Source organism: Vibrio cholerae (genome assembly GCF_008369605.1).
GTDB classification, from domain to species: Bacteria; Pseudomonadota; Gammaproteobacteria; order Enterobacterales; family Vibrionaceae; genus Vibrio; species Vibrio cholerae.
This window is the reverse complement of the sequence record NZ_CP043554.1, coordinates 1,862,453-1,877,866: the sequence shown is the minus strand read 5'-3', so window position 1 is coordinate 1,877,866 and position 15,414 is coordinate 1,862,453. Positions and strand designations below refer to the sequence as shown.

The following is a 15,414-nucleotide window of genomic DNA, read 5'->3' as shown; positions in this document are numbered from 1 at the left end:
ATGGCAAAGAGTCGTTTATTGCTCTCTGAACTACTGGATCAACTCTCTTTTGCGCTCTGTATCGTGCGTAATGACTATGTGATCGTCAAAGTGAATGAATATTTTGAATCACGTGTCATTTTTGATGGGGAAACCATGCAAGGGAAGAACATCCTAGAGCTATTTCCTGAATCCGCCGATTATTTAAAGCGCAAAATTGATACGGCGCTGGTGATTGAATCCTCCAGTTTCAGCAGTTGGGAGCAGAAACCGCATCTTTTGCCTTTCAAAAGTTCTCGCCCAGTGTCGGGCGAAGAAGAGCAGATGTATCAAAACCTCGAAGTGATCCCGATCCACAGTGAAGATGGGACGATAGAGCATGTCTGTCTCTGTGTGTATGACGTCACGATTCAAGCGAGCCAGCAACAGGAACTTAAGCGAGTATCGCAAAAGCTTGAAGAAGAGCATCAATCCCAAAAAGTGTTAATCAAGAAACTGGAAGATGCACAAGGGCAATTAATTCAATCGGAAAAAATGGCCTCAATTGGTCAACTTTCTGCGGGGATCGCCCATGAAATTAATAACCCAGTAGGCTTTATTACCTCGAACCTACAAACGTTAAGCGACTACTTTAATAGCTTAGAGAAAGTTCTGAAAAGCATTACCCAGACGATTGGTCAGAGTAAAGACACGGCACTCAATGAAGCTTGTCAGAAGATCCTTAAACAAGGACAAGTAGATTTTATTTTGGAAGACACGGCGGAGTTGATTACCGAATCTCTCGAAGGCTCTTCACGCGTCATGTCGATTGTAAAAAACCTCAAAGAGTTCTCACACGTTGACCGTTCAGAGTGGAGTTACGCCAATCTAGAAAACTGTATCGAATCGACGTTGAAAATCATCAATAACGAGATCAAGTACAACATCACGTTGGAGAAACACTACGCGGCCAATGTGCCCGATGTTTTTTGCCAGCCGATGCAGATCAATCAGGTGTTACTCAACATATTGGTGAATGCCAGCCATGCCATCAAAGGCGAAGGGACGATCACCATTACCTTACAATCTGCGGGGGACGACTTTGTTGAAATACACATTCGAGACACGGGATGCGGTATTCCGGAGGAGATCCGCGAGCGTATTTTTGAACCCTTCTTTACCACAAAACCTGTCGGTTCGGGGACCGGATTAGGTTTATCTGTCTCCTACGGCATTATCAATAAGCACAATGGTACGATCAGCGTCACCAGCGAAGTCGGTAAGGGGAGCGAATTCACCATTCGTTTACCGGTGAATCCCAGTGCCGAAGCGGTAGACAATACCGATGCCAAAGCGATGTAAATGGGGGCATTATGGTAGACAAACTACGCACTTCTGGCGCAGCTATGCGAGAACAAGAGAATGATTGCCATATTCCTTTTGCTCTGTTGGCCTTTATCAAGGTGCTGTTTTCCAATGTAAAGCCAAAGCGTAAGTTCGATAGTTTAATGACCACCATCAGCGATTTAGTGCCCGGGTGTCAGATTGCGTTACTTGAACGTCAATCCGACGAGCACTTGCGTATTATTCAAACCAGTGGCTTGACAGTGGAGACTCGCTTCAAAACCGCATTACCTCCATTTATTGAAGATGAGTGGTACTGCATGCAGAATGTGCAAACGGAAAGGGTGTGGCGAGAGCATTACGCACACTGTTTTCCTGACTGTCAGAGCGCCTTAGCGGCGAAGTTTCACACCGCCGAGAATCATTATCTCCTGCTGATTATGCAGCCGATGTTGGATGGTTTTAATCATTCACAACGCGATGAGTTATATGCGCTATTTGATGTTACCAAAAGTGCGCTTTACTCCATGCTGCAATTTCGCAAAACCGTTATCGATAAGCATCAGGTTCAGCAAGAAGAAAAATTGGCGTCTTTAGGTAAGTTAGCCGCTGGTGTCGCCCATGAAATCAATAACCCGCTTGGGTTTGTGATGAGTAACTTCAGTTTCCTGAATGAATACGTTGCTCAGATAAGGCAGCATCCACAAATTCAACCGATAGCCGACCCTAGGCTTCATGAGATGATCGCCGATAGTGAAGCGATCTTGATGGAGAGCTTAGAGGGACTGTCGCGGATCAAAAATATCGTTTCGAGCCTCAATGTGTACTCACATACGCATGAAAATATGGCAGAAATTGATATGCGTGACGTACTGAGTTCGGCACTGGCTTTGATTATTGGTGATCTGAAATACCGAGCTCAGTTTGTGTATCCCGCACCAGAAAAGCCTTATTACATTCGTGGCAGCTACAACAAGCTGCAACAAGTGTTTATCAACTTGATTATTAATGCGGTGCAATCCGTCTCTGCAACCCAAGAAGGGGTCGTGCGTCTTGAACTCTGTGAAGTCCGTTGGCCGGGAGAAGGCATTCCACGCGTACAAGTGCTGATTGAAGACAATGGCAAAGGGATCAGTGCAGAGCACCTTGAAAAAGTGTTTGATCCCTTTTTCACAACTAAAAAAGTCGGTGACGGAGCGGGCTTGGGGTTATCCGTGGCACGTGAAATCATCGAAGAACACCATGGCAAAATAAAGCTCTGTTCGACAGAAGGGGTCGGAACGCGAGTCTTTGTGACACTGCCACAAGCGGTGCGTGCTCAAGGAGCCTTCTGATGCAAAGCAACCGTGAAATTCTGCTAGTGGATGATGAACCTGCGGTGTTGAATGCCTTAAAGCGCGAGCTGCGTCCTTATTTCCCCCATCTGCATACCGCCACTTGTGCGCAAGAAGCGTTAGAGCTTTTAAAGCAACATCCAGTACAGATGGTGATTTCCGATTATCGGATGCCGGGCATGAATGGTGCGGATTTGGTGATAGAGATTAATCGCCGCTATCCGCACATCATGTCGCTTATCCTCTCTGGGCAGGCGGATATGAATGGATTATCGCGAGCCTTGAATGAAGGCGATCTGTACAAATTTTTGCTCAAGCCTTGGGAGCGAAATTATCTGTTGCAAACTATCTTGCAGTGTTTTAGTGAAAAAGAGCGCCGTGAAGAGTTTGATACCGTTTCCGGACTGAAAACATGGCAAGCACTCAACAAACAGATCTCATTATTACAGTCACTGGCTGACCACCCCTATCTTGTGCTGATCATGGAGTGGACGGCGCCGCTGGAGGACCTGCAAAAACAAGCCATTTCGCAACATGTGATCCAGCAACTTCCAGAAACTGAGCACATCTATCAAGATGGAGCACGTTGGTTTTGGGTTACTCACCGCTTAACGCCTTGGTATCAAACATTATTTAAGTTAATTGATAGCTTTCAGAACCCAGCACCTTCAGATAATGCGGCCTTTGATATTGCTCAGCCGCCGCATTGGTGGATTGCCGATATTGAGTCTTGGCCTGATGTTGAGTTGAAGTTAGTCAATCCGCCATGTGAGAAAAGCGCGTTGGTTGATCATTTCCCTATCTTTGGGTTGGGCAATGCGGACGAGACGCTGGAAATTAAACAGCTATTGAATATTTATCGTGACCTCCAACTCGGCCATTTTTGTGCCTTCTATCAGCCTCAAAAGCACATCGATTCTGGGGGCGTCGTAGCGTTTGAAGCCTTAGCCAGACGAGTGATTGGCAAAGGATTGTATGAAATGCCCGATCGTTTTTTCCCGATCTTGGAAAAGTACCATTTGATCCCGACGTTAACTGAAGTCATGGTGCGCGACATTTTGACCTTTTTAACGACGGAAGATGCGGTCTTACAAGACATCACCATAGGGGTAAATATTCCGGGAAAAATGCTCACTGACGGCAGTTTTTATCGTTTGTTACTGAGCGTAGCGGAGGAGAAGCAAGCGCAACATGCGTTGCATCGACTCTCTGTTGAGATCACGGAACACGATTTGATTGCGGATTTTGATGCCGCTAAACATGAGATTTATAAGCTAAAATCATTAGGAATACGCTGCGCGTTAGATGATTTTGGTACGGGATATTCTGGTTATGAGTACTTGTGTGAAATTCCGTTTGATGTAGTGAAAATTGATGGGCGATACATTCAAAGTTTGGGCAAGGCGGAATCAAGTACGGTCATTTTACAATCGATGATTTCTAGCATTAAATCCTTGTCTATGCAGGTGATTGCAGAATGGGTCGACTCAGTTCAGCAATATCAAATTTTACAAGAGATGGGATGTGACATGGTGCAAGGCTATTTAGTTAGCCCGGCTATTTCACCACAACAAGTCCTGAACTATCTCCATAACAAACCATCTCCATAAAAAATAGGGGAGCGCTATGCAAATGGATAACATGCACGATGAGAAGTTAAACGTCCTGTTACTTGATGATGAAAACGATATTTTGAAAGCGCTTAACCGTGTGTTGCGGATGGATTACAACGTAGTGACCTTCGATAACGGCGCTGATGCGTTGGAATATCTGCAGGAAAACCCAATCCACATCATCATCTCGGATATGCGTATGCCAGAGATGGATGGTGCAGATTTTCTTGCCAAAGCGCGAGAAATGCAGCCGGATACGGTGCGTTTGCTGCTCACCGGATATGCGGATATTCAATCGACAGTACGTGCGGTTAACGCAGGAGGGATTCATACCTACATCAGCAAACCTTGGGACAACGAAAACCTCAAGCTCATTGTAGGAAAAGCCGCCGAGTTTTATCGCTTAAGTCGGGATAAAGAGCGCCTGACTATTGAATTGGAAGAACGCAATAAAGAACTGGAAGTTGCGAATCAGGCATTAGCTGAGAATAACCATAAACTTGCGCAATTTAATCAAGAATTGGAGGCGAAAGTACAAGAGCGTACCGTCGCCTTACAAGAGAGTAACAAGCGCTTAGAATCCTTGCTTGCTTCACGCAATAAAACGTTTAAAGATATTTTGGCTATGGTGACCGCGATTATCCAGCATCGTACGGGGTTCCCTGCGGATCATGCAGAGCGGATCGCGAATCAGGCCAAATCGGTCGCTCTTAAACTGAAATTATCAGAGGCCGTTGCCAGCCATGTTTATTTATGTGGGCTTATGCATCAAATCGGCCTGATTGCTGAAACCAGTAATGACTGGAAAGTGGTCAAGGTGCATCAGGATTCGGAGATCCCCATTACCCCGAACGTGAATCCAATTTTGGGTGCAGAAATTGTGGGCCGAATTAAGCGCTTTGAACCGCTGATGGAAATTATCCGTCATCAAGATGAGCTGTATGATGGTACAGGGAAGCCGGATCATTTACGTGGTGAGCAAATTCCGATTGGCGCGCGGATCATAAAAGTCGTCAAAGATTATGACTTCTTCGTTGCGGGGGCGAATAACCCAAGACGCATGCACACCAAAAGTGCGCAAGGCTATTTGCGTCAGCAGTCCGAAGTCTATTACGATCCTAAAGTTGTGGAAGCCTTTATTACGATTGTGAGTGCAGTGACTCGAATTGAAGAGGGTATGGAGCTGTGTGTCAGCCTGAGCGAAGTACGTCCGGGCATGGTTATCAAACGTGATATCTATCTACCCAATGGCAATTTAATGCTAACGGCTGGCAACGCAATGAGTGAGCCTTTATTACGTAAACTCAAAGAGTTAGAGCAAGAGATGAATATGCCGATCCCCGTTTATATAGGATAAGGATTCGTCAGGTCGTTACGGTTTGTTGGGGGCTAACGGCAGAGTAATTAACACTCGGGTGCCTTGTCCCAGTTCACTAAAGAGTTGTATGTCGCCATCGTATTTTTTGATGCTGCTGTAGGCCTCGGTTAAACCGAGGCCTACACCTTTACCCACATCATGAGTGGTAAAGAAGGGGTCAAAAGCGTGCTGTTTTTCTTCGATACTCATACCGCGGCCAAAATCGCGCACCTCAATTTCTAACTGTTGATGATCATGACGCAGCGAAAGTTCGATACGGAGCATCGGGTCATCGGAGGCGTAAGCTTGATAGGCGTTATTTAAAATCGCACTCAACGCGGTCACGAAATCGTTGCTGTAGCAATAAATCAACGGTGGATAGAGGGTTTGTTCTTTCCAGACTACCCACTCTCGTAATCCGCAAATTTGAATGGCTTGTTCCACTAAGCTGAGTGGAGAAACCCAACTGCTGTCATGGAGCGCGGGTTCGGCTTGGCAACGCTGAACTTTATCGACAATCGTTTTTATTCGGTCAACACAGTGCAGCGCATCCCTAAGGCTTTCCTCAATCCCTGAAAAACTCTCTTCGAGATAAAGCGCATTTTTGGTTTGGGTGAACTTGCCATGAAAATCACTTCCGCTTAGCAGAATATCAATCTGTTCAAATCCCACCTTAAGTTGATTAAAGTCTTGTTGGAGTAGCTGCAAGTGGCTTTTCAGTGCGCCATTAGGGTTGTTAATCTCATGAGCAAAGCCTGCAGCCAGTGTACCAATCGAAATCATTTTCTCGGTTTCAACCAGCTTATCTTTCATTAAAGTGAGCTTGGTATTCATCTCTTCCAGTTGCTGATTTTTTGCGAGTAGGGTTTCCGTACGCTGGTTAACCTTATCTTCAAGCTCCAAATTCCACTGCTCAAGTTGATGTTGGTAATCTCGCATGGTCGCTTCTGAATGGCGCAGCGATTGCACCATTTGTTGAAAAGAGTGGGCGACGCGACTGATTTCATCATGACCTTGGATTTCAAGCAGGACTTCACGATTGCCGAAGGTGATTTGATCGGTTGCGGTTTTGAGTTCCGTTAAACGTCGGGTCAAGGCATTCCCCAACAAGTAAGAGAACAGGGCGACTAAGCCCATTTCCCCTAGCACAATCAGTAGTGTCCATTTACGGGCGTGAGCGAGTTGTTGCTCGAGATAAGAGAGATCAAAGCCGATAAATACGGTACCAAACAGAGTGCCGCTCACCTCAATAACATCGGTGATGGGATAGATGGATTGGAGTTTAGAAAAATCTTGATCGTTAATCGTATGGTAAGCCTCGAATAAATCGCGGTTGCCTTTAAAGGTTAAGAGTTTTCCATGGGGATTTTCGACCGCGACATAGACGATGTCTTGATTGGACATCATTAACGTGGCGGCAGAATCGATACTGGCCAGATCGTAAGCCAGTACTGGATTTTTCACCATAGTGGCAAATAGAGCAATGGTCGTTTGGGCGCGCTTTTGTAATCCATCATAGTTGGTGGACTCAAGATAGCTTAGGGTGAAGGTGATCAAAATCGTCAGCAACAAAGCTTCGATCAACGCCACACCAAGCATGGTCTTTAAGCGTATCGACATCGCTTATTCCTTAAGCAGATGAGAGAGGGTTTGGATATCTAATTCACGGATGTCGTCCCAATCACTGTCTTGAGCGGCTTCAATGCCGGAAAACCCAATCGCTTTAAGCTGCAAACGGCCTTTCTCGGTCTGATCAAGGTTGACTAATGCATTTTGCACAGCGGACACCTGATCTGAGTGCAATCTTGGATGATAGGCGAAAGCGTGCGGCGTAAAGCTGGGGCTTTCCCACAATATTCTGAGTTGGCTGGTGATGGCCTTTGGGGCATTGTTAAACGTGCGTTTAATACCACCACCTGCGACAAAAAAGCCATTCGCCACATTCAAGTAAACGGAATCGTGTGAGGAGACATATTGAGACTCAATATTTATCCCTTCTTTTTTTAACAGCGCTTGAGGAATGATGGTGGCAGCAAAGGCTGCAGGAGAGGGAAAGGCGAGACTTTTTCCATCGAGATCTTGTATGGACTTTATCGGGCTCTCTTGGGCAACCACTATGATGCCTTGTAGCTTCTGATCTTTTTGCTTGGCCAGCGCGACATACCCCGGCTGTTGATGAAAGAAGGTGTAGTGATAAGGATTCATGTACACCAAATCATACTCGCCATTTAGCACTCGCTGTTCAAATTCAGGAATAGTCGACGCGGTATGAAACTCAATAGAGAAGCCTGTCGTTTCAGAAAGATTTTCCAGAATCGGCACCCAACGCTTCGCTAATTCTTCAGGGGATTGTTGTGGGACGACGCCAAAAGAGAGGGGGGAGGCCCAAGTAAATGATGAAACACACCAGATGAATATAAACCAACCGTAGCGCATAAAGTTACCTTTGGGTTTCTAATACTAATGGGGTAAGTATAGAAAATGGTTGATCAGCTTGGTGATTATTTTCTGGTAAAGAAAAGTGATGAATAAGTGTTGCTCTATCTGTTCAGCAAAATTTACGTTTTTACTCAATACAGATTGATAGGCTTGAAGGAGGCTCAAAATCCGTCGTCTTATACCAAACGATTGCTTGAAACGTAGGTTTGATATTGCTCACGTTTTTGTGTTGTGAGATAGCGCATTGTCATTAAGAGTTGGTGTGTTTGTGTACAAAATGTTAAATAGATCAGAGTTATCTAGCATAATGCGCTGTACATTGAGGGCGCACTAGATAATCTGGCACATTGTCTGTTTAGGTCAGCTTCCACGCTCTAATCCGCTAGAGATAATCATGAGTGGTGAAGTTTTTTACTAATGTCTGAGAAAACCAAAGAGGATAGTCTGTTTTTAAGACATTTTTATGGCAAATTAATTCAATGATTGCTAATGTGTGCCGCAATCCCTGTCAGGTGTAAGTTGTTTTTGTTTAAAACTTATACGACAAACGACAACAATCAGCCGTTCTGAATACCTGACATGGAAGTCATGGATGCAATACTAAAACTTGGAGTTTATGCATGTATAAGAACAAAATCACCCAGGCACTGCTGTTAGGTGCTGGTTTAGCGGTGGCTACCACGTCATTCACCTCTTTTGCAGCGAATGTTCCTGCTGGTACCAAACTTGCTCCTGTTCAAGAGCTGGTTCGTGGTAACGGTACTGAAGTCGCGTCTCTTGATCCGCACAAAACGGAAGGTGTTCCTGAGTCCAACGTGATTCGTGATCTGTTAGAAGGTCTGGTAAACCAAGACGCTAACGGTAACGTGGTTCCGGGTGTCGCTGAAAGCTGGGAAACGACAGACAACAAAACCTTTACTTTCCATATTCGTAAAGATGCGAAATGGTCTAACGGTGACCCTGTTACTGCACACGATTTCGTCTACAGCTTCCAACGTGCTGTCGATCCTGCAACCGCTTCTCCTTACTCTTGGTATATGGAATACACCAAGATGAAGAATGCGAAAGAAATCATTGCCGGAGAGAAAGACAAATCAACACTGGGTGCGAAAGCAGTTGATGATCATACTCTGGTTTTTGAGTTGGAGACTGCCGTTCCTTACTTCGTGATGATGATGGGTCACACAACGGTGAAACCGATTCACAAAGCGACAGTAGAAAAATTTGGTGATCAGTGGACCAAACCTGAAAACTTTGTCGGTAACGGTGCTTACGTTCTCGACAAGTGGGTGGTTAACGAGCGTTTAGAGCTCAAGCGTAACCCTCAATACTGGGACGACAAAAATACTGTTCTGAATAAAGTGACTTATCTGCCCATCGAAAACCAAGTGGCAGAGATGAACCGTTTCCTATCGGGCGAAATTCAGATCACGAACGAACTGCCACTTGAGCACTTCAAACGTCTGAAAAAAGAGCATCCAGAATCTGTTCAAGTACAAGGCCAACTCTGTACTTATTACTATGGCTTCAACAACAAAAAGCCACCATTTGACGATGTTCGCGTACGTAAAGCCCTTTCTTACGCGATTGACCGTGATGTGGTTTCTGATGCGATTCTAGGCCAAGGCCAAAAACCGGCTTACTTCCTGACTCCGGAAATCACCGCAGGATTTAGCCCAGAAATGCCAGCTTACGGCAAAATGACTCAGAAAGAGCGTATTGCAGAAGCGAAGAAACTGCTGGAAGAAGCGGGTTACAACAAATCTAACCCTCTGAAATTCACTCTGCTGTACAACACCTCAGAAAACCACAAGAAGATTGCAACTGCGATCCAATCTATGTGGAAAACTTCTCTGGGCGTTGATATCTCACTGGAAAACCAAGAGTGGAAAACCTACCTAGATACTCGTCGTCAAGGCAACTTTGATGTGACTCGTGCGGGATGGTGTGGTGACTACAACGAAGCGTCTTCTTTCTTGACTCTGATGTTGTCGAGCAACACTTCAAACGATCCGCAGTACCACAGTGCTGAATACGACGCCGTGATTGAAAAAGCGAAAACGTCAACTTCTGAAGAAGAGCGTCAAAAACTCTATGCGGATGCAGAGAAGTTGTTGGCTCGTGATATGCCAATCGCGCCAATCTACCAATACGTAAGATCGCGTCTTGTTTCTCCAACCGTCGGTGGCTACCCATCGAATAACGCGGAAGACAAGATCTACGCCAAAGATCTTTACATCAAAGCTCAATAATAGAGCCATATTCCTAACGAGTTGAAGTTGCAGTGATGACTGCAACTTCATTCGTCGGGGACAAAACTATAAATAACGTAGACGCTGCATGTGAAATTCACGTGCAGGGTCTTTGCATTTCCTTGTCACAGATTGAAAGAGTGAGCTTATGCTTAAATTCATAGCAAAAAGGATATTTGAAGCAATTCCAACGATGTTGGTGTTGATTACTATATCTTTCTTTCTTATGCGCTACGCGCCAGGTAACCCATTCTCTTCAGAACGCCCTCTGCCGCCAGAAGTGATGGCCAACATCAATGCCAAATATGGCCTAGATAAACCCGTTTCTGAACAGTATTTAACCTATTTGACCAACATTGTTCAGGGTGATTTTGGTCCATCGTTTAAGTACAAAGACTATACGGTGAATGAGCTTATCGCCAGTGCACTGCCTGTTTCCGTGAAAATTGGTCTCGCCGCATTTGTGTTTACTGTGATCATGGGGGTAACGGTCGGAACCATTGCCGCCTTGAAGCAGAATACGTGGATAGACTACACCATCATGTCGACCGCCATGTTAGGGGTGGTGATGCCCTCGTTCGTGTTAGCGCCAGTACTCATATATATCTTCGCTATCCAGTTTAGTTTATTCCCTGCCGGTGGCTGGCAAGACGGTGGGTTTGAGTATATGGCGTTGCCAGTTTTGGGTATGTCACTGCTCTACGTCGCGACATTTGCGCGTATTACTCGTGGTTCGATGATTGAAACCTTGAACAGTAACTTCATTCGTACTGCACGTGCGAAAGGTTTGAGCTATGGCTATATCGTGGTCAAGCATGCGTTAAAACCTGCACTGCTACCTGTGGTTTCTTACATGGGACCCGCTTTCGTCGGTATCATCACAGGTTCGGTTGTTATTGAGACGATTTTTGGTTTGCCCGGCATTGGCAAGCTCTTCGTTAACGCCGCCTTCAACCGGGATTATTCTCTGGTGATGGGGGTAACGATCCTGATCGGTTTCCTATTTATTCTGTTTAACGCGATTGTCGATATTCTCCTCGCTTACATCGATCCGAAGATTCGCTACTAATAGGACTTAGATAATGTTGACGAAAAAAGAAAATTTAGCGGCGATTGAAAACTTCTCACAAAACCTTGAGATTCAAGGTCGCAGCCTGTGGCAAGACGCGCGTATTCGCTTTATGCGTAACAAAGCCGCGATGGTCAGCCTGTTTGTTTTGATGTTAATCACCCTGGCAGTCGTCTTTCTGCCGATGTTTTCCGCTTACAGTTATGAAGATACGGACTGGTATGCCATGCACGCCGGACCTTCAGCGGAGCACTGGTTTGGTACTGATGCTCTTGGTCGCGACCTCTTTGTGCGCACGCTCGTGGGTGGTCGTATCTCACTGATGGTCGGCATCATGGGGGCATTGGTCGCAGTACTGATCGGTACTTTGTATGGCGCGGCCTCAGGTTTTATCGGTGGCCGAACTGACCGTGTGATGATGCGTATTCTGGAAATTCTGTACGCTATCCCATTCATGTTCTTGGTGATTGTATTAGTGACGTTTTTTGGTCGTAACATCGTACTGATCTTCGTCGCGATTGGGGCAATCGCATGGCTGGATATGGCGCGTATTGTGCGCGGCCAAACCTTGAGCCTACGTAGCAAAGAGTTTATCGAAGCGGCGCATGTGTGTGGTGTGAGTAAGTGGAACATCATTACGCGCCATATTGTGCCAAACGTATTGGGCATTGTAGCGGTTTACTCCACCCTGCTGATCCCAAGCATGATTTTGACCGAATCTTTCCTTTCTTTCCTTGGTCTTGGTGTTCAAGAGCCGATGACAAGCTGGGGCGCGCTGTTACAAGAGGGCGCTAACACAATGGAAGTGGCTATTTGGCAACTGCTATTCCCCGCCGCATTCATGGTGTTGACCTTGTTCTGCTTTAACTATGTCGGCGATGGTCTGCGTGACGCGCTCGATCCAAAAGACAGATAAACCAAGAAGAATAAAAAGGAAGCAATGATGAGTTTATTAGATGTCAAAGATCTGCGCGTAGAATTCTCTACCCAAGACGGTATTGTCACCGCAGTGAACGATCTCAATTTCTCTCTTAAGCAGGGAGAAACTTTAGGTATTGTGGGTGAATCCGGCTCAGGTAAATCACAAACCGTATTTGCCATCATGGGGCTACTCGCCAAAAACGGCAAAATCACCGGTAGCGCGAAATTTGAGGGTAAAGAAATCCTCAACTTGCCAGAGCGTGAACTGAATAAAGTGCGCGCCGAGCAAATCGCGATGATTTTCCAAGACCCAATGACTTCACTCAATCCCTACATGAAAGTGAGCGATCAGCTGATGGAAGTGCTGATGCTGCACAAAGGTATGGGGAAAGCGGAAGCGTTTGAAGAGTCAGTACGCATGCTGGAAGCGGTAAAGATCCCAGAAGCGCGTAAGCGTATCACCATGTATCCGCATGAGTTTTCAGGCGGTATGCGTCAACGTGTGATGATTGCGATGGCTTTGCTGTGTCGTCCGAAACTGCTGATTGCCGATGAACCGACCACCGCACTTGACGTTACTGTTCAAGCGCAAATCATGGAACTGCTTAACGAACTGAAACGTGAGTTCAATACCGCAATCATCATGATCACCCACGATCTGGGGGTGGTGGCTGGCTCTTGCGATAAAGTGCTGGTGATGTATGCCGGCCGTACAATGGAGTACGGTTCAGTAAACGATATTTTCTATAACCCAAGCCACCCTTACGCAGAAGGTTTGCTGAGCGCGATCCCGCGCTTGGATACCGAAGGGGAAGTGTTGCCGACAATTCCGGGCAACCCACCTAACTTGCTGCGTTTGCCTGTCGGCTGTCCTTATCAAGAACGCTGCCATCGCGTGACGGATCGCTGTAAGCGAGAAGCTCCGATCTTGCTGCCGTTTGGTAACGGCCGTCAACGTGCGTGTTTTTCTGATTGGGAGGCTTGGACAAAATGAGCGTAGAGAAAAAATTATTACTGGACGTTAAAGATCTTAAAGTCCATTTCAACATTACCCCGAAATCGGCATGGCCATGGACCAAACCCGTTACCTTGAAAGCGGTCGATGGGGTTAACGTGCGTCTGTATGAAGGCGAAACCCTAGGGGTAGTGGGTGAGTCTGGTTGTGGTAAATCGACGTTTGCACGCGCCATTATTGGTTTGGTGCAAGCGACTCACGGTGAAGTGGTGTGGTTAGGTCAGGATTTAACACGTATGCAGGAAGTCAAACGCCGTGCAACGCGTAAGCAAATCCAAATGATCTTCCAAGACCCTCTGGCATCGTTAAACCCGAGAATGACGGTCGGTGATATCATTGCTGAGCCACTGCAAACCTTCTATCCCGAGCTTTCCAAGCAAGAAGTGAAAGATCGGGTAAAAGAGATGATGGCCAAGGTTGGGTTACTGCCTAACGTGATCAACCGTTATCCGCATGAGTTTTCAGGCGGTCAGTGTCAGCGTATCGGTATTGCTCGCGCGCTGATCCTCAAACCTAAGATGATCATCTGTGATGAACCGGTTTCCGCTCTGGATGTGTCGATTCAGGCTCAGGTCGTTAACCTTCTCAAAGAGCTGCAAAAAGAGCTCGGTTTAAGTCTGGTGTTCATCGCGCACGATCTCTCGGTGGTAAAGCACATCTCAGATCGCGTGTTGGTCATGTATTTGGGTAATGCGGTAGAGTTAGGCGTCTCTAAAGAACTGTTTGCCAACCCTAAACACCCTTATACCAAGGCATTAATGTCTGCAGTGCCTATTCCTGACCCCAACATCGAGCGCAATAAGACCATTCAGATGTTGGAAGGGGATCTGCCTTCACCGATGAACCCGCCTTCAGGTTGTGTGTTCCGTACTCGTTGCCCGCAAGCCACGGCAGAGTGTGCGAAGACGAAACCAGTGATTAAAGGTTCGGATATTCACTCAGTCTCTTGTTTATACGCTGAGGCATAAATTCAGCCTGTGACGGGCCAAGCGCGATTCCTCGTTCGGATCGCGCTTTTTTTGTATTCGAATATTTTGAACAACACGACCAATCGCCTTGGGTTAAGTGGCGTGCCCAGTTGCTTATAATGCCTAAAAGATGAGAATTTGGGGGCAAGATGGGCAAGCTAATTAAAGGCAAATGGCACGATGTTTGGTACGACACCAAACAACATGATGGCGAATTTATACGCGAAGATGCAGGGTTTCGTGACTGGGTGAAAGCGACGCCTGATGCGCAATTTGCTGCAGAATCTGGCCGTTATCATCTCTATGTCTCTTTGGCGTGTCCGTGGGCACATCGCACCTTGATTTTTCGTGCTCTCAAAGGGCTGCAAGCGCATATTGATGTGACGATTGTCTGTCCGGATATGCTCTCACATGGTTGGCAGTTTGGTATACCAGAGCCGCTGTACGGCTACACTCAACTACATCAACTTTATACCCATGCTAAAGCCGATTACACCGGACGAGTCACGGTGCCTGTGTTGTGGGATAAAAAACTTCACACGATTGTGAGCAATGAATCTTCCGAAATCATCCGCATGTTCAACAGTGCATTTAATGAGTTAACGGGCAATCAAACCGATTATTACCCTCAAGCGCTGCGCACAGTGATTGATGAGTGGAATGAGTTCATCTATCCCAACATCAACAATGGGGTGTATCGTTGTGGTTTTGCGACCACGCAAAAAGCCTATGAAGAAGCGTTTGAAGCGCTGTTTACGGCGCTAGATAAAGTTGATCAGCATCTGGCAACGCATCGCTATTTAGCGGGAAACCAAATCACCGAAGCGGACTGGCGTTTGTTTACCACCTTAGTGCGTTTTGATGCGGTGTATGTCGGGCATTTCAAATGTAACCGCCAGCGTATTGCGGATTACCCACATCTGAGCGGCTATTTAAGGGAGTTATACCAAGTCCCCGGCATCCAAGAGACGGTCGATTTTTACCACATTAAACGCCATTACTATTTCAGTCATACCACGATCAACCCCACTCAAGTTGTGCCAGTCGGCCCGCAAGTGGATCTACTCAGTCCACACCAGCGTGAACGAATTGGTTGAAAAGGGTAGATAGCAATCTATAAAGCGCATAAAAAAGCCCCCGAATG

Annotated in this window: 12 protein-coding genes; 10 read left to right on the top strand and 2 right to left on the bottom strand. The window is 46.2% G+C overall.

Annotated features, from left to right (window positions below; all coding sequences use genetic code 11):
- From F0316_RS08680 to F0316_RS08665, 4 genes are read left to right on the top strand one after another with little or no spacing between them, the layout of a single operon-like run.
- Positions 1-1,320, top strand: a complete 1,320-nt coding sequence (locus tag F0316_RS08680) for a sensor histidine kinase (protein ID WP_001130104.1) — start codon at positions 1-3, stop codon at positions 1,318-1,320.
- 11 nt (positions 1,321-1,331) lie between these two features.
- Positions 1,332-2,636, top strand: coding sequence for a sensor histidine kinase (locus tag F0316_RS08675; RefSeq protein ID WP_149560415.1), 1,305 nt, complete (start codon positions 1,332-1,334; stop codon positions 2,634-2,636).
- Positions 2,636-4,246 carry an EAL domain-containing response regulator gene (locus tag F0316_RS08670; RefSeq protein ID WP_149560414.1) on the top strand — a complete coding sequence of 537 codons (1,611 nt, stop codon included), beginning with the start codon at positions 2,636-2,638 and terminating at the stop codon, positions 4,244-4,246. Before F0316_RS08675 ends, F0316_RS08670 begins: the two co-directional genes overlap by 1 nt.
- A gap of 16 nt (positions 4,247-4,262) precedes the next feature.
- The gene (locus tag F0316_RS08665; RefSeq protein ID WP_001177846.1) at positions 4,263-5,606 is read left to right on the top strand and encodes a response regulator; all 1,344 of its coding nucleotides are present in this window, start codon (positions 4,263-4,265) and stop codon (positions 5,604-5,606) included.
- Between the two features lie 15 nt (positions 5,607-5,621).
- On the opposite strand, the gene F0316_RS08660 is transcribed toward F0316_RS08665, so the two are convergent.
- Positions 5,622-7,226 carry a sensor histidine kinase gene (locus F0316_RS08660; protein ID WP_149560413.1) on the bottom strand — a complete coding sequence of 535 codons (1,605 nt, stop codon included), beginning with the start codon at positions 7,224-7,226 and terminating at the stop codon, positions 5,622-5,624.
- A 3-nt stretch (positions 7,227-7,229) separates the two neighbouring features.
- Positions 7,230-8,042 (bottom strand): phosphate/phosphite/phosphonate ABC transporter substrate-binding protein, encoded by an 813-nt coding sequence (locus F0316_RS08655; protein WP_001268835.1) that lies wholly within the window; start codon positions 8,040-8,042, stop codon positions 7,230-7,232.
- Positions 8,043-8,665: 623 nt separating this feature from the next.
- Between F0316_RS08655 and F0316_RS08650 the strand changes: the two genes are divergently transcribed.
- The 6 genes from F0316_RS08650 (at position 8,666) to F0316_RS08625 (ending at position 15,367) form a co-directional block, all read left to right on the top strand.
- Entirely contained in the window at positions 8,666-10,297 is a 1,632-nt protein-coding gene (locus tag F0316_RS08650; protein WP_000277616.1) for an ABC transporter substrate-binding protein, read from the top strand.
- A 148-nt stretch (positions 10,298-10,445) separates the two neighbouring features.
- The gene (gene oppB, locus F0316_RS08645; RefSeq protein WP_001880879.1) at positions 10,446-11,366 is read left to right on the top strand and encodes an oligopeptide ABC transporter permease OppB; all 921 of its coding nucleotides are present in this window, start codon (positions 10,446-10,448) and stop codon (positions 11,364-11,366) included.
- A gap of 13 nt (positions 11,367-11,379) precedes the next feature.
- On the top strand, positions 11,380-12,282 hold the full coding sequence (gene oppC / locus F0316_RS08640; protein WP_000956294.1) for an oligopeptide ABC transporter permease OppC: 903 nt from the start codon (positions 11,380-11,382) through the stop codon (positions 12,280-12,282).
- 27 nt (positions 12,283-12,309) lie between these two features.
- Positions 12,310-13,281 (top strand): ABC transporter ATP-binding protein, encoded by a 972-nt coding sequence (gene oppD, locus F0316_RS08635; protein WP_000054405.1) that lies wholly within the window; start codon positions 12,310-12,312, stop codon positions 13,279-13,281.
- Complete coding sequence (oppF, locus tag F0316_RS08630; protein ID WP_000110064.1) at positions 13,278-14,270, top strand: murein tripeptide/oligopeptide ABC transporter ATP binding protein OppF; 993 nt, start codon at positions 13,278-13,280, stop codon at positions 14,268-14,270. The genes oppD and oppF overlap by 4 nt, the downstream gene beginning before the upstream one ends.
- Before the next feature lie 149 nt (positions 14,271-14,419).
- Positions 14,420-15,367, top strand: coding sequence for a glutathione S-transferase family protein (locus F0316_RS08625; protein ID WP_101410765.1), 948 nt, complete (start codon positions 14,420-14,422; stop codon positions 15,365-15,367).
- Positions 15,368-15,414 lie beyond the last annotated feature (47 nt).